General features: G+C 67.9%; 36 protein-coding genes. 31 read left to right on the top strand and 5 right to left on the bottom strand.

Annotated elements, in window-relative coordinates; genetic code table 11:
• The first annotated feature begins 58 nt into the window (after window positions 1–58).
• The 16 genes from VIU94_RS16590 (at window position 59) to VIU94_RS16665 (ending at window position 7,851) form a co-directional block, all read left to right on the top strand.
• Window positions 59–934, top strand: coding sequence for a hypothetical protein (locus VIU94_RS16590; protein WP_331912197.1), 876 nt, complete (start codon window positions 59–61; stop codon window positions 932–934).
• A 108-nt stretch (window positions 935–1,042) separates the two neighbouring features.
• On the top strand, window positions 1,043–1,282 hold the full coding sequence (locus tag VIU94_RS16595; RefSeq protein WP_331912199.1) for a hypothetical protein: 240 nt from the start codon (window positions 1,043–1,045) through the stop codon (window positions 1,280–1,282).
• A gap of 245 nt (window positions 1,283–1,527) precedes the next feature.
• Window positions 1,528–2,163, top strand: coding sequence for a hypothetical protein (locus VIU94_RS16600; RefSeq protein WP_331912201.1), 636 nt, complete (start codon window positions 1,528–1,530; stop codon window positions 2,161–2,163).
• On the top strand, window positions 2,163–2,387 hold the full coding sequence (locus VIU94_RS16605; RefSeq protein ID WP_331912203.1) for a hypothetical protein: 225 nt from the start codon (window positions 2,163–2,165) through the stop codon (window positions 2,385–2,387). The genes VIU94_RS16600 and VIU94_RS16605 overlap by 1 nt, the downstream gene beginning before the upstream one ends.
• Window positions 2,387–2,695 (top strand): hypothetical protein, encoded by a 309-nt coding sequence (locus VIU94_RS16610; RefSeq protein WP_331912205.1) that lies wholly within the window; start codon window positions 2,387–2,389, stop codon window positions 2,693–2,695. The genes VIU94_RS16605 and VIU94_RS16610 overlap by 1 nt, the downstream gene beginning before the upstream one ends.
• A 47-nt stretch (window positions 2,696–2,742) precedes the next feature.
• Complete coding sequence (locus tag VIU94_RS16615; protein WP_331912207.1) at window positions 2,743–2,910, top strand: hypothetical protein; 168 nt, start codon at window positions 2,743–2,745, stop codon at window positions 2,908–2,910.
• A complete protein-coding gene (locus VIU94_RS16620; protein WP_331912209.1) occupies window positions 2,907–3,149 on the top strand; it encodes a hypothetical protein in 243 nt (80 codons plus the stop codon). Before VIU94_RS16615 ends, VIU94_RS16620 begins: the two co-directional genes overlap by 4 nt.
• Window positions 3,150–3,384: 235 nt before the next feature.
• Window positions 3,385–4,341: a phage antirepressor N-terminal domain-containing protein gene (locus VIU94_RS16625; RefSeq protein WP_331912211.1), complete on the top strand. Its 957-nt coding sequence runs from the start codon at window positions 3,385–3,387 to the stop codon at window positions 4,339–4,341.
• On the top strand, window positions 4,338–4,763 hold the full coding sequence (locus VIU94_RS16630; protein WP_331912213.1) for a hypothetical protein: 426 nt from the start codon (window positions 4,338–4,340) through the stop codon (window positions 4,761–4,763). Before VIU94_RS16625 ends, VIU94_RS16630 begins: the two co-directional genes overlap by 4 nt.
• Before the next feature lie 7 nt (window positions 4,764–4,770).
• Window positions 4,771–5,016, top strand: a complete 246-nt coding sequence (locus VIU94_RS16635; RefSeq protein ID WP_331912215.1) for a hypothetical protein — start codon at window positions 4,771–4,773, stop codon at window positions 5,014–5,016.
• A gap of 279 nt (window positions 5,017–5,295) precedes the next feature.
• Window positions 5,296–5,664 carry a hypothetical protein gene (locus tag VIU94_RS16640; RefSeq protein ID WP_331912217.1) on the top strand — a complete coding sequence of 123 codons (369 nt, stop codon included), beginning with the start codon at window positions 5,296–5,298 and terminating at the stop codon, window positions 5,662–5,664.
• Entirely contained in the window at window positions 5,654–6,085 is a 432-nt protein-coding gene (locus tag VIU94_RS16645; protein ID WP_331912219.1) for a hypothetical protein, read from the top strand. The genes VIU94_RS16640 and VIU94_RS16645 overlap by 11 nt, the downstream gene beginning before the upstream one ends.
• Before the next feature lie 39 nt (window positions 6,086–6,124).
• A complete protein-coding gene (locus VIU94_RS16650) occupies window positions 6,125–6,358 on the top strand; it encodes a hypothetical protein (RefSeq protein ID WP_331912221.1) in 234 nt (77 codons plus the stop codon).
• A 537-nt stretch (window positions 6,359–6,895) separates the two neighbouring features.
• Entirely contained in the window at window positions 6,896–7,183 is a 288-nt protein-coding gene (locus VIU94_RS16655) for a hypothetical protein (protein ID WP_331912223.1), read from the top strand.
• On the top strand, window positions 7,167–7,391 hold the full coding sequence (locus VIU94_RS16660) for a hypothetical protein (RefSeq protein WP_331912225.1): 225 nt from the start codon (window positions 7,167–7,169) through the stop codon (window positions 7,389–7,391). The genes VIU94_RS16655 and VIU94_RS16660 overlap by 17 nt, the downstream gene beginning before the upstream one ends.
• 1 nt (window position 7,392) lies before the next feature.
• Complete coding sequence (locus VIU94_RS16665; protein ID WP_331912227.1) at window positions 7,393–7,851, top strand: hypothetical protein; 459 nt, start codon at window positions 7,393–7,395, stop codon at window positions 7,849–7,851.
• Between the two features lie 447 nt (window positions 7,852–8,298).
• Here VIU94_RS16665 and VIU94_RS16670 read toward each other — a convergent pair whose 3' ends face one another.
• The 4 genes from VIU94_RS16670 to VIU94_RS16685 form a co-directional block, all read right to left on the bottom strand.
• A complete protein-coding gene (locus tag VIU94_RS16670; RefSeq protein ID WP_331912229.1) occupies window positions 8,299–8,913 on the bottom strand; it encodes a hypothetical protein in 615 nt (204 codons plus the stop codon).
• A 540-nt stretch (window positions 8,914–9,453) separates the two neighbouring features.
• A complete protein-coding gene (locus VIU94_RS16675; RefSeq protein WP_331912231.1) occupies window positions 9,454–10,065 on the bottom strand; it encodes a hypothetical protein in 612 nt (203 codons plus the stop codon).
• A 90-nt stretch (window positions 10,066–10,155) separates the two neighbouring features.
• Window positions 10,156–10,635: a hypothetical protein gene (locus VIU94_RS16680; RefSeq protein WP_331912233.1), complete on the bottom strand. Its 480-nt coding sequence runs from the start codon at window positions 10,633–10,635 to the stop codon at window positions 10,156–10,158.
• An 84-nt stretch (window positions 10,636–10,719) separates the two neighbouring features.
• Window positions 10,720–10,893: a hypothetical protein gene (locus tag VIU94_RS16685; RefSeq protein WP_331912235.1), complete on the bottom strand. Its 174-nt coding sequence runs from the start codon at window positions 10,891–10,893 to the stop codon at window positions 10,720–10,722.
• A 119-nt stretch (window positions 10,894–11,012) separates the two neighbouring features.
• On the opposite strand from VIU94_RS16685, the gene VIU94_RS16690 reads away from it, so the two are divergent.
• The 14 genes from VIU94_RS16690 to VIU94_RS16755 all read left to right on the top strand — a co-directional run bounded on the left by VIU94_RS16690 (window position 11,013) and on the right by VIU94_RS16755 (window position 18,848).
• On the top strand, window positions 11,013–11,279 hold the full coding sequence (locus VIU94_RS16690; RefSeq protein WP_331912237.1) for a hypothetical protein: 267 nt from the start codon (window positions 11,013–11,015) through the stop codon (window positions 11,277–11,279).
• An 8-nt stretch (window positions 11,280–11,287) separates the two neighbouring features.
• Complete coding sequence (locus VIU94_RS16695; protein ID WP_331912239.1) at window positions 11,288–11,986, top strand: hypothetical protein; 699 nt, start codon at window positions 11,288–11,290, stop codon at window positions 11,984–11,986.
• Window positions 11,979–12,527, top strand: coding sequence for a class I SAM-dependent methyltransferase (locus VIU94_RS16700; RefSeq protein ID WP_331912241.1), 549 nt, complete (start codon window positions 11,979–11,981; stop codon window positions 12,525–12,527). The genes VIU94_RS16695 and VIU94_RS16700 overlap by 8 nt, the downstream gene beginning before the upstream one ends.
• On the top strand, window positions 12,512–13,099 hold the full coding sequence (locus VIU94_RS16705; protein WP_331912243.1) for a methyltransferase domain-containing protein: 588 nt from the start codon (window positions 12,512–12,514) through the stop codon (window positions 13,097–13,099). Before VIU94_RS16700 ends, VIU94_RS16705 begins: the two co-directional genes overlap by 16 nt.
• Window positions 13,096–13,962 (top strand): NAD-dependent epimerase/dehydratase family protein, encoded by an 867-nt coding sequence (locus tag VIU94_RS16710; RefSeq protein WP_331912245.1) that lies wholly within the window; start codon window positions 13,096–13,098, stop codon window positions 13,960–13,962. The genes VIU94_RS16705 and VIU94_RS16710 overlap by 4 nt, the downstream gene beginning before the upstream one ends.
• Window positions 13,949–14,644, top strand: a complete 696-nt coding sequence (locus tag VIU94_RS16715) for a galactosyltransferase-related protein (RefSeq protein ID WP_331912247.1) — start codon at window positions 13,949–13,951, stop codon at window positions 14,642–14,644. The genes VIU94_RS16710 and VIU94_RS16715 overlap by 14 nt, the downstream gene beginning before the upstream one ends.
• On the top strand, window positions 14,629–15,297 hold the full coding sequence (locus tag VIU94_RS16720; protein ID WP_331912249.1) for a response regulator: 669 nt from the start codon (window positions 14,629–14,631) through the stop codon (window positions 15,295–15,297). Before VIU94_RS16715 ends, VIU94_RS16720 begins: the two co-directional genes overlap by 16 nt.
• Complete coding sequence (locus VIU94_RS16725) at window positions 15,287–16,000, top strand: glycosyltransferase family protein (protein ID WP_331912251.1); 714 nt, start codon at window positions 15,287–15,289, stop codon at window positions 15,998–16,000. Before VIU94_RS16720 ends, VIU94_RS16725 begins: the two co-directional genes overlap by 11 nt.
• A 314-nt stretch (window positions 16,001–16,314) precedes the next feature.
• The gene (locus tag VIU94_RS16730) at window positions 16,315–16,548 is read left to right on the top strand and encodes a type II toxin-antitoxin system CcdA family antitoxin (RefSeq protein WP_331912253.1); all 234 of its coding nucleotides are present in this window, start codon (window positions 16,315–16,317) and stop codon (window positions 16,546–16,548) included.
• 118 nt (window positions 16,549–16,666) lie between these two features.
• Entirely contained in the window at window positions 16,667–16,942 is a 276-nt protein-coding gene (locus tag VIU94_RS16735; protein ID WP_331912255.1) for a hypothetical protein, read from the top strand.
• Window positions 16,935–17,093: a hypothetical protein gene (locus tag VIU94_RS16740; RefSeq protein ID WP_331912257.1), complete on the top strand. Its 159-nt coding sequence runs from the start codon at window positions 16,935–16,937 to the stop codon at window positions 17,091–17,093. The genes VIU94_RS16735 and VIU94_RS16740 overlap by 8 nt, the downstream gene beginning before the upstream one ends.
• Window positions 17,094–17,277: 184 nt before the next feature.
• Window positions 17,278–17,457 carry an adenine nucleotide alpha hydrolase family protein gene (locus tag VIU94_RS16745; protein ID WP_331912259.1) on the top strand — a complete coding sequence of 60 codons (180 nt, stop codon included), beginning with the start codon at window positions 17,278–17,280 and terminating at the stop codon, window positions 17,455–17,457.
• Between the two features lie 155 nt (window positions 17,458–17,612).
• Window positions 17,613–18,617, top strand: a complete 1,005-nt coding sequence (locus tag VIU94_RS16750; RefSeq protein ID WP_331912261.1) for a hypothetical protein — start codon at window positions 17,613–17,615, stop codon at window positions 18,615–18,617.
• A gap of 18 nt (window positions 18,618–18,635) precedes the next feature.
• Window positions 18,636–18,848 (top strand): hypothetical protein, encoded by a 213-nt coding sequence (locus VIU94_RS16755; RefSeq protein ID WP_331912263.1) that lies wholly within the window; start codon window positions 18,636–18,638, stop codon window positions 18,846–18,848.
• Here the strand turns inward: VIU94_RS16755 and VIU94_RS44730 are convergent.
• The gene (locus tag VIU94_RS44730) at window positions 18,845–19,321 is read right to left on the bottom strand and encodes a DUF6221 family protein (protein ID WP_414720962.1); all 477 of its coding nucleotides are present in this window, start codon (window positions 19,319–19,321) and stop codon (window positions 18,845–18,847) included. The two genes, VIU94_RS16755 and VIU94_RS44730, sit on opposite strands and share 4 nt — an antisense overlap.
• 287 nt (window positions 19,322–19,608) lie before the next feature.
• Between VIU94_RS44730 and VIU94_RS16760 the strand changes: the two genes are divergently transcribed.
• On the top strand, window positions 19,609–19,893 hold the full coding sequence (locus tag VIU94_RS16760; protein WP_222871996.1) for a COG3415 family protein: 285 nt from the start codon (window positions 19,609–19,611) through the stop codon (window positions 19,891–19,893).
• Window positions 19,894–19,924: the final 31 nt, after the last annotated feature.

Here is a 19,924-nt window from a genome sequence, read left to right on the forward strand (position 1 = left end):
CCCACAGGCACCACCAGTGGTCTCCCACCAGCGTAGTACGACCTCGGGGGAGGCCCTCATGCCAGGCTGGATCCACTCAGACCCGAACGCTGACGACGGCTACTGGCGCGACCACGGCCAGCACGAATGCGCCCGCGCGGAACGCTGCTCCGACCCTCGCACCGTCACCGCAGGCGGCAAGACCGTCCGCCTCCCAGCCCTCACCTACCAGGCGTTCTGCCCGCAAGACCGCAACGCGATCGACAAGGCGCTGAAGGAACTGCCCGCCTTCCAGGTGCGCGTCCACGCCGAGATCGGAAGCCGGGGGCAGGCCACCGGACCCCGCGTGTCGAGTTCGAAGACGCCGCCGTTGCCGATCAACTTGAGCGTGGACGAGCTGCTGCGCGACCTGGCATCCGTCCTGCATTCGTGGCATGAACGTGTCGCCGCGGTGGCCCGGCTGTCGAGCCCGAACGGCTCCGTCCACGCCGCATGCAAGGTCCTCTCCGCCCACCTGGACGCGCTCCTGGCCTTGCCCGAAGAGCCGATGGGCCGCTCCGTCTGGCTGCACGAGGCAGCCAACTTGCCGCCAGGAACCATCGGGCTCGTCCACAAGAGCGCCGGATACGCCGACGTGTTCATGCACCTGGACGGGGCACGCGCCGGGCTGGAGATCCTCAACCTGCATCACCGGTGCCGCCGCCTCCTCGGAGAAACCAAACTCCGTGCCCGCCGCCTGTCCGGCGTGTACTGCGACTGCGGCTACGCCGAACTCCACGAGATGCTGGACGCGGAAGGGCAGCCCGCCGGCGCGTCCTGCCGCCACTGCCGCGCTGAGTACGACAGCGAGCAGTACGCCGACTTGACCAAGGATCGCGCCGACACGGTGCAGGGGTACCGCCGGGCTCCGCTACGGGCCAAGGACACGGATAGCTCCTGCTCTGGGCGCGCCTGACTGGACAAACTGCTGACCAGCCTGTATCACTGGTCACTGATCGTGGAATCGCCAGCCCTCGAACGCTTCGCGCGCGTCGAGGGCTTTCGCGTGTTCGGGGGTGACTCCGTGCAGCGGGAACCCGTCACGATCGACCAGGCCGCCCAACGGCTCGACCGTCTTCCTCGCACTGTCCGGACCTGGGCGTCCCGATACCACGCCCGTCTCCTGGTGAAGATCGGGACGGCGTCGTACTACGACTGGCTCGACCTCGCCACGATCGGCCGCCAACTCCACCTCGGTGAGCACGTGCCGGCCACTCCTGAGGAGCGGGACGCGTTGCGCGAGTCGTTGAAGACCGCAGCCTAGACACCCTTAGATTTCCCCATACGCGCGTCTCCTGTCGGGGGATGACGCGCGGTGGCGCTCCGCGGATTCGCTTCCCCCATGTTGCCCCTCCGTGTTGAGCCCCACCCCTGGCCCGCCCGGTCTTTCGCGTCTGTGAGGGTTCGCGGAGACCGGGCGGCCAGACCCCCAAGAACGTGCGGCCTGCTCCCTCCGGGGGGTAGGGGCGGGCCGCACCACTACCCCCTGACCCCCTGTGGAGATCACCGATGAAGGTGTACGCCTCGATCAGCAACTACGAGTCCTACGACTACGACGGCGGCTACGAAGTGATCGGAGTGTTCGCCCGCGAGGCCGACGCCCAGGCGTGCGAACTCGGTGACAGAGTGCTGGCGTTCGACGTGCGGGAAGGCCCGGCGAACGTGCGGGACCGTCACGTGGTAACCCTGTTCGACAGCCTCTTCCGTGGCCCCGAGCGGACGTCTCACCGCCGCATCGACACCGGCGACGGTGACACCCTCCAGGAGCACGGCTGGCGGGCCGTGTTCGAGACGTTCGACGCAGGTCGCGCGGACGCGAAGATGGTCGAGTGGCAGGCCGAGCACGAGCGGCGCGCCGCCGAGTTCGTTGCCTCTCTGGACCGCATCGATGTGAAGGTCTGGTACGAGCCGGGCGACGGGTACGCGATGGTGCTTACGCCGCTGCACCTGCCAGAGAATGCGCTGCGAGTGCCGCGAGACCTCATCACCGACCAGGCCGGGCTACCGCGCGGGGCCACCCTGCACGCGAAGTGGTTCAGCGTGGAGACGCTGACCCTGCACCAGGTGGACGGCTTCTCGGCGTGCCAGGACCCGCAAGAGCGGCTCGCGGAGCTGCCGAAGGCGACCACCTCGGGACAGCGCTGATGCCGTACTGCAAGGGCGACGAATCCCAGATCTGCCCAGAGTGCGGGGCGCTGATCGCTGACGGCTACTGGCCAGAGCACACCAAGTTCCACGAGCGGTACGCGCCCACAGAGGCGCAACTGCGAGAGCGGGACAGCAAGCAAGCGGCGCTCTTGGCAGGCATGGTCAAGGTCCTCGGGTTCGGCGACGGCGCGGCGTCCGAGCCGCAAGGGGAGCAGGTCTGATGGCTGACGCAACCCCCGGCGGCTACGAGGCGCTACGCAGGGACGTGCGAGACATGGCCGCCGCCCTCACCCGCATCCTCGCCGAGCGTCCGCCGACGCCGGCGGACGCCCACGCCCTCCAAGAGCAGGCCGACCGGGAACGACGGGACTTTGCCTGGCTGCACCACTGCGGCGTGCTGAACCACGGCTACTGGTCTCCGGGCTCGATGTGCACAGGGTGCCGGTTCTCTGTGGACAAGGCCGACCATGTGGACGCCCACTACCGGCTTGTACCGGTTGAAGGGCTCAACGAAGAGGGGCAGGCGTGATGCGGGTCAAGGTCACGTGGATGCCTCAGGACGAGCGCAGTCGGCGCATGAGGTCCTGGCTCAAGACGTACCTGCTGGTGGGCTGCTGTATCGGCCAGGTTCTCACGGCGGGTGTGCTGGCGTTGGACGGCCTGTACTGGATGGCGCTGGGGCAGTTGATCGCGCTGGGCTTGCTTCTGGAGTACGCCTGCGAGGCGAGAGAGCGGAAGCCATGAACGCCCTCCGTCGCGCTTGGCGGGTGCTGGCCTCCGTGCCGGAGAGCCGGGCGGCTTACTTCTTCGCCTTCCTGATCGTGTTCTGGAGTGCAGGTGTCGCGCTCGGCTTCGTCACCGGATGGGACTGGCTTCCGCCGCTGGAACGGCTCATCGATGTCGGGTGGGCGTACGCCGCGTTGTGGTTCGTACGGGAGAGAGACCAGGCGCGGGCCGAACTGAAGCGGACATCTCTAACCTAAACCGGGCGCGCTGTGCAGTCTGTACAGCGCCTCGCGATCTGCTTGGACAAAAAGTCCAGATATTCCCGGTTGAGGTCGAACATATGGCCGTTCTTCTCGCCTGGTAGCAGGCGTTTTGTGCAGTGTTCGACGTGATCTTGCGGGACAATAGAGGCAGAAGTTCTCCAAAACGGAGAACCCCGGCGACGGTGTAGGAACCGCCCCGGGGCATGGCCCGACTTCAGAGGAGTCGAACGTGCAAGAGATTACAGGGAGCGACACCGCCACGGATCGGCGAGTGGCGCTTAACGCCGAGTGCATCGCCGTCCCTTTCCTTGACGGCCACATTCCCGCCGTCGTCGTTGACGGCAGGCCGCGCGTGGTCATCAAGCCCGTTGTTGAGCGGCTCGGCCTCAACTGGGCAAGCCAGTACACCAAGCTTTCCGCAGCTAGATGGGGCCGCGTTGTGCTGGTCACAACGCAGCTTCCCGGGGATACACAGTCGCGGGGTCTCGCCACAATCAGCCTCAAGGCGTTCAGCTTGTGGCTTGCAGGCATCCAGGAGGGCCGTGTCGCTGAGCACGCCCGCGCCGATGTCATCCGATACCAGGATGAGGCGGGAGATCGGCTCGAAGAGTACTTCTTCGGAAACCTCGGGGCGGCGGCCAGGCTCTCGCCTGCGCCCCTCGCTCTCAACCTGGACCTCTCCTCCCTGGACGAAGGCACGATGGCGTACCTGGCCCAGGTTGGCCAAGCGCTCACTCAGACCTCGCAGGCACTGATCGCCCAGAAGGCCGTGACGGTCCGTCAAGCCAAGGAGTTGGAGGCGGCGCAGCACAAGGCGGAAGTTGCCGAGTCGAAGGCTGAGTACGTCAACAACTTCGTAGACCCGAACGCCGCCAACACTCTGTTCCGGACCTTCTGCGGCCAGATCAACGCCCCCGAGCGCAAGCTTCGCGAGCACCTGAGGGCCAAGGGGATCATCTACAAGAAGCTCGCCGGTCGCGAGTGGAGCAAGTCGGAGAAGCGGTGGAAGGACGTCCACGAGTGGAACGCCCACGCCTCCTACAAGACGTGGTTCCACCAAGCAGACCAGCCGGACGCCCCGCGCCTGCACAACAACCAGATGCGCACGACCCTGTACGTCACCCCGATCGGCAAGGTCGCCATCGACAGGTGGTTGAAGCGCAACCCGATCGAGGGCGCCAAGTGAGCCGCCCGACCGACATCCGCATCTCCGTCTCCGAGTCGCGCGGCCCGCACCTCGGGCGCGTTGTCCGCGACACCGACGAGAACGGCGTCGAGTTCGAGTACGAGACGGTCGGTCTCGCCACGAAGTGCCCCGCCTGCGGCAAGGTGCCGATGAAGGGCTCCCTCATCACGAAGATCTTCGACACGTGGTGGCACGGAAAGTGCGGGGCCAAGTACCTCCGCGAGGTCGGCGCGGACCAGGCGTGGATCGCTCTCGGCATGCAGTTGGAGCGCAACCCGAACCGGTTCACGCACGCGGAGATCAAGGCGATCGTCCGCAACCTGCTGAAGATCTCGCAGGCCATGGCGTTGATCGGTGACGATCCTGAAGAGGCCGACGACGAGATCGACGTCGGGCTGAGGCGTCTTCTGGACGGGGCGTGATCCGCCCATGACCGCCGACCAGAACCCGTCCGCCTACCGGGTGTCTGCCTATCGCACCGAAGAGGACCGCCGTCTCGGCCGCCCCGACTACACCCAGACGTTCGTTGACGAGCCGGGGAAGCCGCCGCCGGGCGAACGGGCCGACGCTGTGTACGGGGAGATGCTGGTCCGGTCCACCTACAAGCGGTTCGGATGGCGGGTCATCACCCGCACTCCGCTGACGGACCCGGTCGCCGCTGAGACTGGCGACTGATCCCGTAGACCTCCGGGCGGGCGAGTAAAGCAGCCTCTCTCTCACAGGACACGTTGCGCGCCTTCGCTTGGGTTACCTCGCCCGCCCGGATCAACCCTTCCCGACTGTGGGACGACCGACTTCACCCCTGGGAGTGAACATGACTGAAACCGTTGTCCTGCCGTCGAACATGGTGGTGCTGGAGTGCCCGCCGAACGTCACGGTTTCCTGCTCTGGCGGCATCGTCTGGATGGACTGACCGCCCAGATCAAACCCCCTCACCCCTCGGAGACCTCCCTCATGGAACGCGCGACAGCGATGGTCGAGTTCTTCCGCGCCCGGCTCGACGAGGAGGAAGCAGAACTCGCCCGGATGACCAGCGGCGCACTCGTCCAGGGCTACCTTCGCGTCTACGGCGACCGGTTGAAGGCGAACGTCCAGGCCGACCGGGCGCTGCTGTACCGCTACGACTACTGCGTAGAGATGGGCGGATGCCTCGGCAACGAGGGCCTCGACGTGATCCGGGAAGAGTACGAGGACCTGATCTTCCCTGCGAGGATCTCCCGTTTCGGCGACCATCCGGCGTGGGCGTCCCTCGCGGCGAACGTGTGGGTGGAGCGGGACTACCTCGACGCGCGAGACGCGGGAGGTAGCACCGATGCCCGTTGACCTCCGCTGCGACTTCCCGTGTGACGACGACTGCGAGGCGGACTGCCATCAAGCCCACCTGCCGCAGCACAAGCGCAACCCGGACATGTGCGGGTGCGCGGCGAGGAAGGACCTCCGCGAGCGGTACGACCTCACCCGCGCTCAACTGGAGACCGTCCGCCAGGACTACGCGGAACTCATCCGCTCTCTCGGCTCGGACATGAACGCGGACGGGTTGCGCATGCAGATCGTGGAGAAGAATCTCGCCTTCAGGGACTTGTTCCTGAAGTACGAGGAGGTGGAGGCGGCCAACGCTCGTGTGCGCGCACTGCACCCGAGCCGTGAAGAGGCTGACGTCCAAGAGAACGCCATGTGCCCGGAGTGCATCGCGCCGGCTCCTTGCCGTACCCGCCGTGTGCTCGACGGCGAAGACGGCCCCTGACCCCTGGCCTCGTCTGGCCCTCTCGGTAGCGTGGCCTGCATGGACCGCCTGCCCGTCGTACTCCTTCCCGGCCACCAGGCAACAGCCGGGAGCATCGTGGAGTGGCGGCAGAAGCCCGACCGGACGTGGGAAGCCCTCGTCGAGTGGGTGGAAGACGTGCCCGGCTACAGGGGAGGCTTGGAGCCTCGCCGGACCTGGTTCCCCGCCGAACGCGTCAAGTCCGTCAAGGGTGAGGACTATACGCGGGTGCCGCGCACCTACGCCTCGGGCTGATCTGCCGCCTGCCCGGACACGCACGGGCACGGAAGAGTGACCAGCCTGCCCGACCCGCCGTCCACATGGGCGACCTCCCGGCTCCCGAGGCACATCCGGCACGGGAACGCTGACGACATCCACGGATCCGACCACACCTTGTGGTTCGACGCGGTCGGCTGCGGAGGCGGCGGCTTCTGACACCCCTCGGCGGGTTCGTTGTCGGCCCCGACCCACCCGAGGCCGCCGCAGAAGCGGCAGGCGAGGAACAAGCCGGCGAAGTGTTCGCCCTTGCGGCCCTCGCACTCTGGGCAGGTGATGGGGTCGGTCATCCTCGCCCGGTCCCTCCGCACGCGGAGCACGGCACCCATTTGCGCTGCTTGTCCTCCTCGCCGTTCATCTCCATCCATTCGCCTTGCGCTCCGAGGCACACGCCGCACACGGGTGGGGCGTCGTCGTCGCCCTGACCTTTCGCCATGCCCGCACCGTAGCCGCGCATGCACGGCCTGTCTCTAGCTGCCGGGCTTGACGCCCGTACCCGAGCGCCGGAGGTGATCCATGGCGGAGGCGTACGACCCCGACATCCACGGCTCCTACGGGGCGTGGCTCCGCTCCAAGGGCATTCAGGCCCGCGCCGGCGGCTGGACCCACGCCACGAAGGACCAGCACCGCGAGTACGTCAGCAAGGACGGCCACCGGGTCAAGGACACCACCGACCAGCTCGGCAACCACGTCATCCAGCACGGCCGAGACCAGCAGTCGGTCATAGCGAGCCCCCAGACCGTCACGGCACAGATTCCCGTCTCCGCACTCACAAGGGAGAGCCCCGATGTCCAGCAGCGCTGAGCGCGCCGCCCAACTGCGAGCAGAGGCCGACGCTCTCGAAGCGCAGGCCGTTCTCGAAACCGCCCTGCTGGACGCGAAGGCGTCCGGCGACAGGGCGTCCATCCGCGAGGCCGCCGAGGCGCTGCGCGCGGCCCGCTCAGAGACCCGCACCGAAGGCTTCACGGTCGGCGGCGACGCCTTCGTGGCCAACCCTGGCGAGGAGGTCTGACATGGCTGTCGCTTCCGGCGTCTTCGTCAACAACGTCATCGCTGCTCTCGGTAGCACGAACCTGGACCTCGACCTGGAGTCGGAGACCGAACTCAAGGTCGCCCTCTTCACAAACTCGATCACAGCGGATTTTGACGCGTCCACCGCGAACGCCGCCTACGGCGCGGGCGTTTTCAACGCCAACGAAGTCAGCGGCACCGGCTACACGGCGGGCGGCCTGGTCATCACGACGACCACGCTGACCGGCTCGTCCGGCGTAATGACGTTCGACTCGGCGGACCCGTCCTGGTCGTCATCCACGATCACGAACGCTCGCGGCGCGCTCGTCTACAACAACGTCCTCAGCCCCAAATCGGCGTTTGTGCTGGTCAACCTGGGTGCCGACTACAGCACGTCTAACGGCACGTTTTTGATCACCGTCTCCGCGAGCGGCTGGTGGAACGTCGATCTGGTGCCGTGACCCGCACTGATCTCGCCTAGCCACCGCCTGACCTTGCCGCCTCCGGGCGGTTTTCGCATGTCGGGGGGTCGGTGTGGCTATCGAGATCGACGCCGCCAGCCCGGCTCTCGTCTCGTCCAGCAGCAGCGACTCAGTTGCCACCGCGAGTTTCACCCGCCCGTCCGGCGGCCTGCTGGTGGCGATGGTCATGGGCCTGTCAGACGACCCGTATACGGTGTCTGGCGGCAGCCTGACATGGACGCGCAGAGTGTCTCGCGGCGGTTTCGCGCGGGCTGAAATCTGGACCGCCCCCGTCACCGGCTCGGGCTCGATGACGGTGACGGCGACCGCCACGGGCGGCTGGGAAACCATCGCCCTCAAAGTCGACGCGGTCACCGGCCAGCACGCCAGCCCGATCGGTAACACGGGCAACAACTCCGCCACCACCAACACGCTCAACGTCACCGGCTACACCAGTTCAGCGGCCGGATCGCGGGGGTTCCTCGCCGCCGTTGAGGGCAACGGCCGGGGCAGCCCGACGGCAGGCGGCGGCGACACCGGTTTCCCGTGGAATAACGCCGCCACTGTCACGTCCGGCATCGCCGTCCGCAAGGCGTCCAACACGGTCAGTTCGGGCAGCGCGGTCACGTTCAACGCCGACGCCCCCGGCACTGCTGCCGCCGCGTGGGACTGGTGCGCCCTAGAGATCAAGCCCACCGCCGGCACGTCAGCGACCGCCACCCCAGACGTGGTGTCCGCTGCCGCTTCGATCCCCTCCCCGTCCACGTCGGCAGGAGCGACCGCATCCCCTGGCGTGGTCGCTGCGGTCGCGTCGATCCCGTCTCCTACGACGTCTGCGGGCACGAACGCCACCGCGACGCCAGATGCGGTATCGGCTACAGCGTCGGTCCCGTCTCCTTCGGTGGACGCGCAGGCGAACGCCACCGCTACCCCTGCCGTCGTCGCTGCCGTCGCTTCGATCCCGTCTCCGGACGTGGATGACGGCTCTGTCGCCTCCCCGCCCACCCTCGTCGGCTCGGTGACGGAGACGGCAGGACGCCTCTTCTCCCTGACCGCACCCAAACCAACGGGCGTACAAGCCGGTGATCTGCTGATCGCCCACCACTGCTGCGACGTCGGCACCCCCGACGACATGGGCACCCCCACCGGCGGGGCCACGTGGTCGGCGCTGGACTCCTACACGAGCGGCGAAGACGCCCACCAGGTGCGCCTGTGGTGGAAGATCGCAGGCAGCTCTGAGCCCTCCACGTGGGACTTCGCGCAGCCCAACGGCGCTGACGGCGTCGTCCTGATCGCCGCCTACCGTGACGCCGCCGAAGACGAACCCACGTTCGCCCGCGCCACCGAGAACGTCACCACCACGCCGGACACGCCCGGCATCACCCCGCCGTCCGCCGCCACTGTCGAAATCCGGTTCGCGTCCGGAACACCGCAAGAGGCCGGCGCGACCACGTGGACGCCTCCTGCCGGGTTCACGGAACGGGCAGACGAGCAGTCCACCGACTACACGACCTCGACCGTCGCCACCCGCAACCTGTCGTCCACCACTCCGACCGGTACGGAGTCGTTCACCTCGTCGGCGACGCTCGGATACTCGGTCGGCTACACGATCGGCCTCGCGGGCACGGGCGCGGCAGGCTCGGACGCCACCGCCGAACCGAGCGCGGTCCCGGCCACCTCCTCGATCCCGGCGCCGTCCCTCAGCACGGGCTCAACAGCGAGCCCCGCTGTGGTGTCCGCGCAGGCGTCGATCCCGACTGCCACCATCTCGGCGGGCTCTACAGCTACCCCGTCCACTGTCTCCGCTGTGGCGTCTATCCCTGCCCCGGGCGTCACAGCGGGCTCCACTGCAGCACCTTCGACCGTCGCCGCGACCGCGAGCATCCCCAGCGCCACGGTGTCGGCTGGTGCATCCGCATCACCTGCCGTAGTGCAGGCGACCGCGAGCATCCCCGCTCCGGCCGTCACAGCCGTCACCACAGCGGCTCCGGCCACGATCACGGCCACCGCGTCCATCCCCGCCCCGAGCCCCTCCACGGGCTCCACAGCATCCCCAAGCGTCGTCGGGGCCACGGCCGCGATCCCAGCGCCCACCACGTCTGCCGGGGCGACCTCGGCTCCCGGCGTGGTCTCGGCGACCACCACCATCCCTGCGGCTACGGTCACGACAGGCTCCACAGCGAGCCCAGCCGTGATCGAAGCCGCGGCAGACATCCCGGCTCCTGACGTGAGCGCGGGCGCTACGGCCACACCAGGCGCGGTACAGGCCGTAGCGTCCACCCCTCAGCCCACCGTGGCCACCGGTCAGGTAGCGACTCCAGCGACCGTCACCGCGACAGCTGCGATCCCGGCGCCCACTGTTGAGTACGGCCAGACCGCTACACCGGCCGTCGTTGCCGCTTCTGCGTCGATCCCAGCGCCGAGCGTCCAGACGGGCAGCTCCTCAACGGCGAACCCGGACACGGTGACCGCTACGGCGTCCATCCCGGACGCCACGATCTCGGCGGGGAGCACCGCGAGCGCGGCTGTAGTCACCGCTACGGCCACGGTCGGGGCTCCAGGGATCTCCGCTGGGGCTACCGCTTCACCGAGCGCTGTGGCCGCTTCTACGGCGATCCCGAGCCCGACCGTGGCCACGGGAGCGACCGCAACCCCGGACGTCGTCCAGGCGAGCGCGTCCATCCCCACGCCCAGCGTTGCAGCAGACGGCAACGCCACCGCCCAGCCCACCGCCATCACCGCCACGGCGAGCATCCCGGCGCCGGCCACAAGCACCAGCACCACCGCTCAACCCGCCGTGATCCTCGCCACCGCTGCCGTTCCGACACCGACGACCACCGTCCTTGTCGCAGCCACACCCGCAGCGGTTCAGGCGTACGCCACGATCCCCGCGGCTCTGATCTCCACCACGGCACGGCCTCCCGTCGTGGCCGCGGTCGCGTCGATACCGACGCCCACCGTGTCCACAGGAGACCTGCCGCAGGAGATCGACATCACGATCGGCCCGCCGATCGGCCGGCGCTGGTCCGCTACCGAACCCACCAAGGCATGGTCGTCGACCACGCCAACTCGGCGATGGTCCGCTTCTGATCCGATACGGCGCTGAGCAGGGGGTGATCCTCTTGGGCATCCCCTGCTACCCGTCCGGAACCAAGGAGTGGATGCACTCCGGCACCGTGGCCGGCGAATACAACCCATCCACCACGCCGGTGTTCATGGCCGTCATGCCGTACGACATCGAGCCGGACCGGGACGGCGACGACTGGCATGAGGCCGAATGGCACACCGAAACCGGGACCGTCCGCGCCATGTACGGCGGCGACACAGGGATCGGAACTCTTGATGAAGGCAAGTACGTGATCTGGATCAAACCGGTCACTGCGCAGGAGGAGCCGCTCATCCGTAGCGGCCCTATCACGATCACGTGAGGAGCCTGGTGGCAGACCTGCTCATGCTCGTCCCCTCGCGCGGACGTCCCTCTGCAGTGGCAGAACTCGCCCACGCATGGGCGGCGACCTCCAAGGGGGCGGCCGACCTGCTCGTGGTTGTTGACGACGACGACCCAGAACTGCCCAGATACCGGGATCTCGGCGTGAACCTGCGTGTCCACGTCTCATCGGGCAGCCGCGGTATCGTGCCCGTCCTCAACGCCGCCGCCGTCGAAGCTGCTGGCCGGCACCGGATGGTCGGCTTCATGGGAGACGACCATCGGCCCCGCACCGCTGGATGGGACAAGAGGATCGTCGACCAGCTCAACCAGCTGAAGACTGGCATCGTCTACGGCGACGACTTGCTGCGCGGTGAAGCACTGCCGACCGCCGTTGCCATGACCTCCGACATCATCCGAGCGCTCGGCTACATGGCGCCGCCAGCGCTGAAGCACCTGTTCGTCGACAACGTGTGGTACGACCTCGGCCACGCGCTCGACAGAATCCGGTACCTTCCGGACGTCACCATCGAACACCTGCACCCGGCGATCGGCAAAGGCCAGTGGGACGACCTGTACCGGGAACTCAACGCCGAAAGCACCTACGGCCAGGACCGGGACGCCTACGACGCCTACAACGCGTCGGGTGAGTTCTCCGCCGACGTGGACAAGGTACGGCAGTTCGCCAAGGCGGCAGCGGATGCGTAGACAGCTACGCCCCTTCTACACCGCCGAGCAGCGTGCCCACCTGTACGCCCGCGCCTACGACCACACCCGGTGGCCTGACCATGTGGAGCGGGTGGCCGAGACGGCGCGGATCCTCGACGAGTTCGCCGCGAAGGTCGGAGCGTCCACCGTGGCCGACCTGTCGTGCGGCGACGGCGCCATCGTGGGCCGATCGGCGCACCCGTGGCGCGAACGCCACCTGGGCGACTACGTGACGACCGGGCCGATCGAAGAGACACTGCCCGGACTGGAGCCGGTTGACGTGTTCGTCTGCTCGGAGACGATCGAGCACGTCGAGAACCCGGACTGGCTCCTGGCTCAGATCCGCAGCAAGGCGAGGCACCTGCTGCTGACCACCCCGCAAGGCGAGGAAGACGACGCCAACCCCGAGCACTACTGGGGATGGAACGCCGACGACATCCGGGCGATGCTGGAGCGCGCCGGCTGGACGGACAACACCGTCGACCTGTTCACGCCTCCCTCGATCGCCTACTACACGTTCCAGATGTGGCGGTGTTCGTGACCGAGTGGCGGCTGTTCGACGGAGATACGCCGGCCGTGTCGACGTTCGCGTTCCACGAGCACCGGGAGCGTGCCCCGCACCTGGAGCAAACGCACCACCACGACCGGCTCGTGCGGACGGCAGACCTGATCCGCGAGATCGGCCCGGCCAGCATCGTCGACCTCGGGTGTGGGGACGGTGGCCTGCTCAGCCTGATCAGAGACCTCCCGTCGTGGGGGTACGACTTCGCGCCGGCGAACGCCGCCGGATGGGCGGAGAGAGGCGTCACCGCTGAGGCGCGAGACGTGTTCAACTCCCGCGACGTCCCCAGGTGGGGGCATCTCGCCGTGTTGACCGAGGTACTGGAACATGTCGCTGACCCGCACGGAATCGTCGAGTGGGTGAGCCGCAACGTCGGATGGGTCGTCGCGTCCTCGCCAAGGAACGAGACCGGAGCCGACCATGCCGACTGCCACGCCTGGGCGTGGGACATGGACGGCTACCGGGCGCTGATCGAACCCCACTTCGAGGTCGTCGGGCACGAGCCTGCGGGCTGGTCGCAAATCATCGTGGGGAGGAGCCGTAACCGGTGAAGGTCCTCATCACGGGCGCTGCAGGCTTCATCGGCCGCCACCTGGCCGCGGCCCTGGACTGCGAGGGTCATGACGTGATCCGGATCGACACGGTGTGGCAGAGCGACGCCCTGACGTTGTTTCGGCACAGCGACGCCCGCTTCGACCTGGTGGCGCACTGCGCCGCGGTGGCTCCGCACCGGTCCGCGATCGACTCCTCGCCGCTCACTGTCGGAGCCGGATGCTTGGAACTGGACGCGGCGATGTTCCGGTGGGCGCTGCGCACCAAACCGGGCCGCGTCATCTACTTCTCGTCGTCGGCCGCCTACCCCATCGCGCTGCAGCAGGCGGGCATGGCGGTCCGGCTACGCGAGGGCAACATCGACCTCGACAGGCCCGAGCAGCCTGACGCGATCTACGGGTGGCTGAAGCTCACGGGCGAGCATCTGGCCCGCCGCTACCGGGAGCAGGACGGCACGGTCACGGTGCTGAGGCCGTTCTCCGGCTACGGCGAAGACCAGGGGGCCGACTTTCCGTTCGGCGCTTTCCAGGAGCGGGCGCGGCGCGGGGAAGACCCGTTCGCGATCTGGGGAGACGGCACGCAAGTCCGCGACTGGGTCCACGTGGACGACGTCGTGGGCGCAACGCTGGCAGCGGCACGCGAAGGAGTGGACGGACCGGTCAACATCGGTACTGGCGTCCCCACCTCGATGACGAGCCTGGCCGCCGAATTCTGCCGCCAGCAGGGGTACGAGCCCGAGTTCGGCTACCGGCGGGACGCCCCGAGTGGCGTGGCCTACCGGGTATGCGATCCGACCGCGCTGAACGGCTTCTACACGCCGAAGGTGAGCGTGGAGGAGGGCGTCCGGCGTGCCCTCGCTTGACGTCGCCGTCGTCATCCCGTGGCGCGGCGGCGACCCTGATCGGGAACGCCACCACGAGGTGGTGCGCGCCCGGCTCCGCGACGTGTTCCCGGACGCCTGGCATATCGACGCCGACTCCGGCCACCATCCGTTCAACAGGGCCGGTTCTCGCAACCGCGGTGTGCGGATGGCTCAGGATGTGGGTGCTGGCGTCGTGGTCGTCAACGACGCCGACACCATCCCCGAGCCCGGCCCGCTGCGCGCCGCGGTTCAGCAGGCCGCCGCGGATGGCTGCCTGCACACCCCGTACACGCGGTTCGTCGGCCTCACCGAGGCGGGCACTCGCGACTACCTCGCCGGCCTGCCGCTGCAGCGATGCGGCGTCGACCTGGAGTACGGATTCTCGGTGGGGGGCGTGTTCGTCATTCGCCCGGACGCCTGGTGGCGGGCCGGCGGCATGAATAAGCGGTTCACCGCCTGGGGGAGTGAGGACATGGCGTTCAGGCGGGCCGCGGACACGCTGCTCGGCCCGACCGTCCGCCACGACGGCACGATCGTGCACCTGTGGCATCCGCCAGCCTCACGCTCGGGCGCTGCCGTGAACGCGGGATGGGACCTCGCGGCGCGCTACACAGCCGCGGCGGGAGACCGGGTGGCGATGGCCGCCCTGGTAGCGGAGGAGGTCCGGTGCCAGTCCCGCTGATCGTGCTCGGCAACGGCCGCAAGGACTGCATCGCGGAGGCGCTCGCCTCCATCGGCGGCCGCCTGCGAGGTGTCGGCCCGGTGTTGATCGTGGACGACTCTGGAGATCCCGCCTACCGGGAGTGGCTGGAGAGCGAGCATGGCGTCGAGGTCGTTCCGGTGGCCGACGACGGCAAAGCCGGGTACTGGCGGGCGATGCGGAAGGTGTGGCAGACCGCCGCTGGCTGCCGGCAGGTGATGTTCTGGGAGGAAGACTTCGTCCTCAACCAGCCGCTCGACGCCGCAGACCTAGTCGCCGTGCTGGACGACTGCCCGCACCTGACGCAGATCGCCCTCGTGCGGCAGTCGTGGTTCCACAACGAGCACCATCACGGCGGCGTCATCGAGGCGCTCGAAGCCCAACGCAACCGCTTTCAGCAGCGGACGAACGGCCACCATTACTGGATCGAGCACCGGGCGTGCTTCACCGGCAACCCGTCCCTCATCCCGGCGCGCACGCTGCGCCGGCCGTGGCCTGAGGGCGACTGGTCGGAGTCCCGTTTCGGGCGCGACCTGTTCGCCGATCCGAAGGCGCGCGGCGCGTATTGGGGGCATCGTGGCGACCCTCCCTTGGTGACGCACGTCGGCAGGGAGAGGGCAGGCCATGGGTACTGATCTTCGGGTGCTGGTGGCGATCCCGTGGAGGCCTCAGCCGTCGCGCATGCTCGCCCACGACTGGACGGTGGCCCGCTACCGGGACCTGCTCCCGGACGCTGAGATTGTGGACGTGGACACCGGCCACGAGCTGTTCTGCCTGGCGGGCTGCCGCAACCGGGGCGTCCGTCTCGCTGAGGAGTCCGGCGCGGACGTGGTGGTGCTCGGCGACGCGGACACGCTGCCCGAGCGGGAGCCGCTGCTCGCCGCGATCGTGTCCGCCCCGGTGAACGGGAAGGTGAACCTGCCGTACGACTCGTACAGGTCACTGCGCGGGCGTGGCACCCGCGAGTACCGGTCGGGGAAGCCGTTGCGTGAGTGCGACCACCTCGAAGTCGCAGGCGCCTGCTCGGGCGTGTACGTAACGACCCCGGCAACATGGTGGGCGCACGGCGGACAGGACGAACTGTTTCTGGGTTGGGGAGCTGAAGATGCCGCCTGGTGGGTGGCGCACACGACGCTGCTCGGCGCGGAACCGGTCCGGCACGAAGGGGCCGTGTTCGCGCTCGGCCACGAGAGCGCTGTCAAAGAGGGGCCGCAATACACGGCGAACTTCGCCCGCTGCCACCGCTTCCACCAGGCCCAGGGCGACCGTGAAGCCGTGTGGGCGCTGATCGAGGAGGCGAGGGCGGCTGATGACGTACTCCCAGTGGGCGGGCCATGATCGGGCGGCTAACCTGCCTCCGAACTGGCAAGAGATTCGCGCGGAGTGCTTCCGCGTATACAGCGACGTCTGCCACGTGTGCAAGGAGCCGGGCGCGACGGACATCGACCACCTCGGCGACCGGACCGACCACCGAATCGAGATGCTGAGGCCCATCCACGGCATCCGGACCGCCCAACGTTGCCATGTCTACAAGTCGTCGTCCGAGGGCGGCAAGGCGAAGGCTGACAAGCAAGGGCGGATGAGGCGACCCCCGGAGCGGCATCCCGGCCTGAGGTGAACGATCTTACACACCTTGTGTGTAAGATCGTGTCATGAGAATGAACATCAGCGTCCCCGATGACCTCGCCCACAAGTCCCGCGAACTCGCCCTCCCGGTGTCAAAGATCTGCCAGGCCGCACTCGCTGCCGCTGCTGCCGAGGCAACACATGACGGCTCGTACGGCGAGGCATCCCTCAGGGCGGCGCTCGGCAAGATCGAGGCCGACGTCGCCCAGATGAAGGCCATCCTCGGCCCAGTGAAGCCCAAAGGGTCGAGGGATTGGTGACCGACCGCCCGCAAGGTGAACCGGTCCCACCCAAGGAGAACCCTCCAGGTAGCTCCTGGAGGTCAGAGAGCCCGGCGTCCTCGTGCGCCGGGCTCTCGCCATACACGAGGAGAACTGCATGCCTGACCTGACCACAGCCCAGCGCCTGGCCGCCTACCGTGACGAACTGCTCGCCAAGGGGTTCAACGCCCGCGAGGCGTGGGAGATCGTCGAAGCGGCCACCCCACTGTTCGACGACGTGACAGTCCAGCACGACATCGACAACACGACGCCTGTCGCTACGGTCCTCGTCAACATGGCCGCCAGCGTGGACATGGACTCTCTGGAGCAGGCAGCGAACAAGGTCGAGAGGTTCGTCCAGTCGGCCAGCCGCGAAGGCGGATCCGATGCCTGACCCCGAAGACCCGATCACTCAGCTCGCCGCAGCCGCTGTATCCCTCCACGAGTTGTACGCCAGCTTCGCCCAGGCGGGTTTCAACGAACACCAGGCCCTCTACCTGACCGGTCAGGCGCTCTCCGCCAGCGTCCGAGGGCCCGGAGCGTGAGAGCCCTGCACCACCTCCGCCACGAGTTCTGGTGGAAGGCCGAGAAGTGGTCCGGCCGCCTTTGGCACCGCGTCTGCAGGGATGGCGTGTCGTGCTGGCTGGACTGGCTGCCCGCTTTCTGCATGCGCCGACGCTACGCCGCTCACCGGGCTCTACGGCCAGACCTCTACATCCGGAGGCGCAGATGGCCCAGCCCGCCCTGATCGTCCTCCGCCCCGGAGACAAGGTCCTCATAGCCCTCTCCGACGAACCCGACGAGGACACCTGCAAGGCGATCCTCGCCGACCTGCGCAGGACGTTCCGCGGCTGCGACTTCACCATCCTCGCCGGCGTGTCCGCTGTGGCCGTTCAGCCCGGCACCTGACCTGCCTGGCTGGCGTACCCCATGCGTCTCTGTAGCTCTGCGTGACGTCGCTCCGACCTGCGCACACTCACCCTGTCTCACCGCCGGGTAACCCATCCCGAGCGCCTCGAACGTCGCACGGCGTCACTCACAGTCACCCCTTGAAGGGAGGGCTCGTGCGCGCCCACACCTTCAAAGAGTCGGCCATCGCCCGCGACCAGGAAGGCAAGTTCGCCCGCAAAGGCTCCAGCGGCGGTAACGCCCCCGCCATCTCCACCGCCCTGCGCGACGCAGCTGGTCCGGACGCCGTCCAAGATTCGCCCAGCCGCCACTCCACCGGCCGCGGCATGCCATCCATCGTCGCCGGAGCCGACATCCGCACCCGCGACGGCAAAGAGATCGCGCTCGACCGGCACAGCGACGGCACCAGCACCATCGGCGTGGGCGACACCACGATCACTGTCCCCAACCACGCCGCCTCCAACGTCAGCCGCCGCCTCCAAGACCTGACAAGCGAAGACGCCGACGTCGGCACACAGCACTGGGTCAAAGACCACGCAACCGGCCCGGACGGGCTCCCGAAAACCAGCATCGTCGCACTCGTCCGCAAGGAAGGCCCCAACGCCTACTCGCTGCGTCTGGCAGGCCCGGACGCGAGCGCTGACGCCGTCCTCAACGCGCCGCCCGTCACCCTCGCCGGCCGCGACATCGACAACCTCGACAACGCCCTGGACCGTCTCAACTCCTCCAGCCGTGTCGACACCGGCAACGGCGACCTCGACACCTACACCACCGACGACCACAAGTTCGGCTTCCGGCATCTCGGCGAAGACGGCACACCCGTCCAAGCCGAGTTCACTCCACAGTCGTTCGCCCGCATCCGGCGAGCCATGAACGTCGTCATTGACGGCTTCGACGACGACGACCCAGACGGACCCGACGAAGGCGTCACCCACGTAGACGTCGACACCAACCTCGGCAAGGTCCGCGTCGAACTCAACGGCGAATGGCAGCAAGACGGCCCCGGCAACAACCTGATCATCTCCCCGGCGGGCGGAGACGGCTGGGGCATCGTCGTGGACGGGGATCGGCAGCGAGCCTTCTCCGAAGCGCTCGAAGACCTCGAAGCGGCCGGCGAAGCGGGGGAGTTCTACGACCTGAGCATGGGCTACCGCAGATAGCAGCGGAGGTGACCGACCATGGCACGCAAGCGCGGCAACGCCGAAGCCCTACGCAAGTACTGGAGCAAGGGCGGCCAAGGCGGAGCCAAGATCAGGTGGGGAACGAAGGGCGACTGGGGTCGCTGCAACAGCAACCTGAAGAAGTACCTCGGCCCTCGCGCGGCAGGGTTCTGTCAGCGCCTCCACATGCGCAACGTCGGCTACTACACGGGAGACCGGCGGAATCGCTAACCCTCGGGACGCCACTCTTCGCGGTAGGCGGAGTGCCCGGCATGCGCCTCAGCGGCATCGCGAATGGCGTCCAGGTACGCCTCTCGATAGCCCTCGTCCTGCCCCCGCGTGAACCGGGCTCGCGCAGACGAGACATGGGTACAGGCAGTAACAGCATTCTCGTACCGCTTCAAGAGCCGACGTCCACGTTCAACCTCCCGCAGTACCCGTGCAGGGTCATGGTGGGCGATGTGGGCGGCCAAGCCGCGCCTGGGCGGGTAAGTCTGCCCGTACGCCAGCACGTGTCCGTTCACGGTGCGGATCGCGTTGCCGCCCTCTTCTGCGACCCACTGCCCATCCCATGGTGCGCTGCGATCCTCTACGGCACGAGCTAAAGCCTCATCCTCATCGAGCCTTGCCTTCATGAAGGCGATCAGGTCTCCATGCTCCATGGTCGAGAAACCTCTCATGTGGCAACTCTTGAAGGCCATCATCTCGCTAACGAAGGGGGCACATGGAGCAGCCTGCCGGCCCCATAGTGGATGGGCTAGGCATCACCCTCGACCTGGATGAGGGAGCCCTCGTCTCTGATGCTGTCCTCATCGTCAACCTTCCGCGTCAGAGTCAATGAACCAGTTCCGGTCCGAAACACCTATCAGCCGCGGGTAGTTTGATCACTCCGTGGAAGAGGTTGGAGCAGGTGGCAGGACCGCAGCAGGACCCCAAGTCGTCCCCGTCGCGTACGGGCAGGCCGGGTAAGCGTACGTTGCTCGCCCCGTCGGTGAAGTACCAGGTGTTCGTCGAGGTGCTCGCCGGGCAGTCCACCCAGGGCGAGGCGGCCGAGAAGTACGGCGTGAACCGGATGACGGTCAACGCCATCTGCAAGACGGCCAAGCAGGGCGCGCTGGACGCCCTGGCCGGCGCCTCGACGTCGGGCCGTCCGGGCAAGAGCCCCGAGGCCGTCGAGCTGGAAGCGGCTCGCAGGGAGATCGAGCGGCTGCGCGCGACGGTGACCGAGCAGGCCGTCGCCTTGCATCTGCACCAGGGAAAATCGCTTTGGGGCTGAACGCCGGCCTGGTCCCGCCGCGAGTCGACGC

This window comes from Streptomyces sp., from assembly GCF_036566765.1.
Taxonomy (GTDB): domain Bacteria; phylum Actinomycetota; class Actinomycetes; order Streptomycetales; family Streptomycetaceae; genus Streptomyces.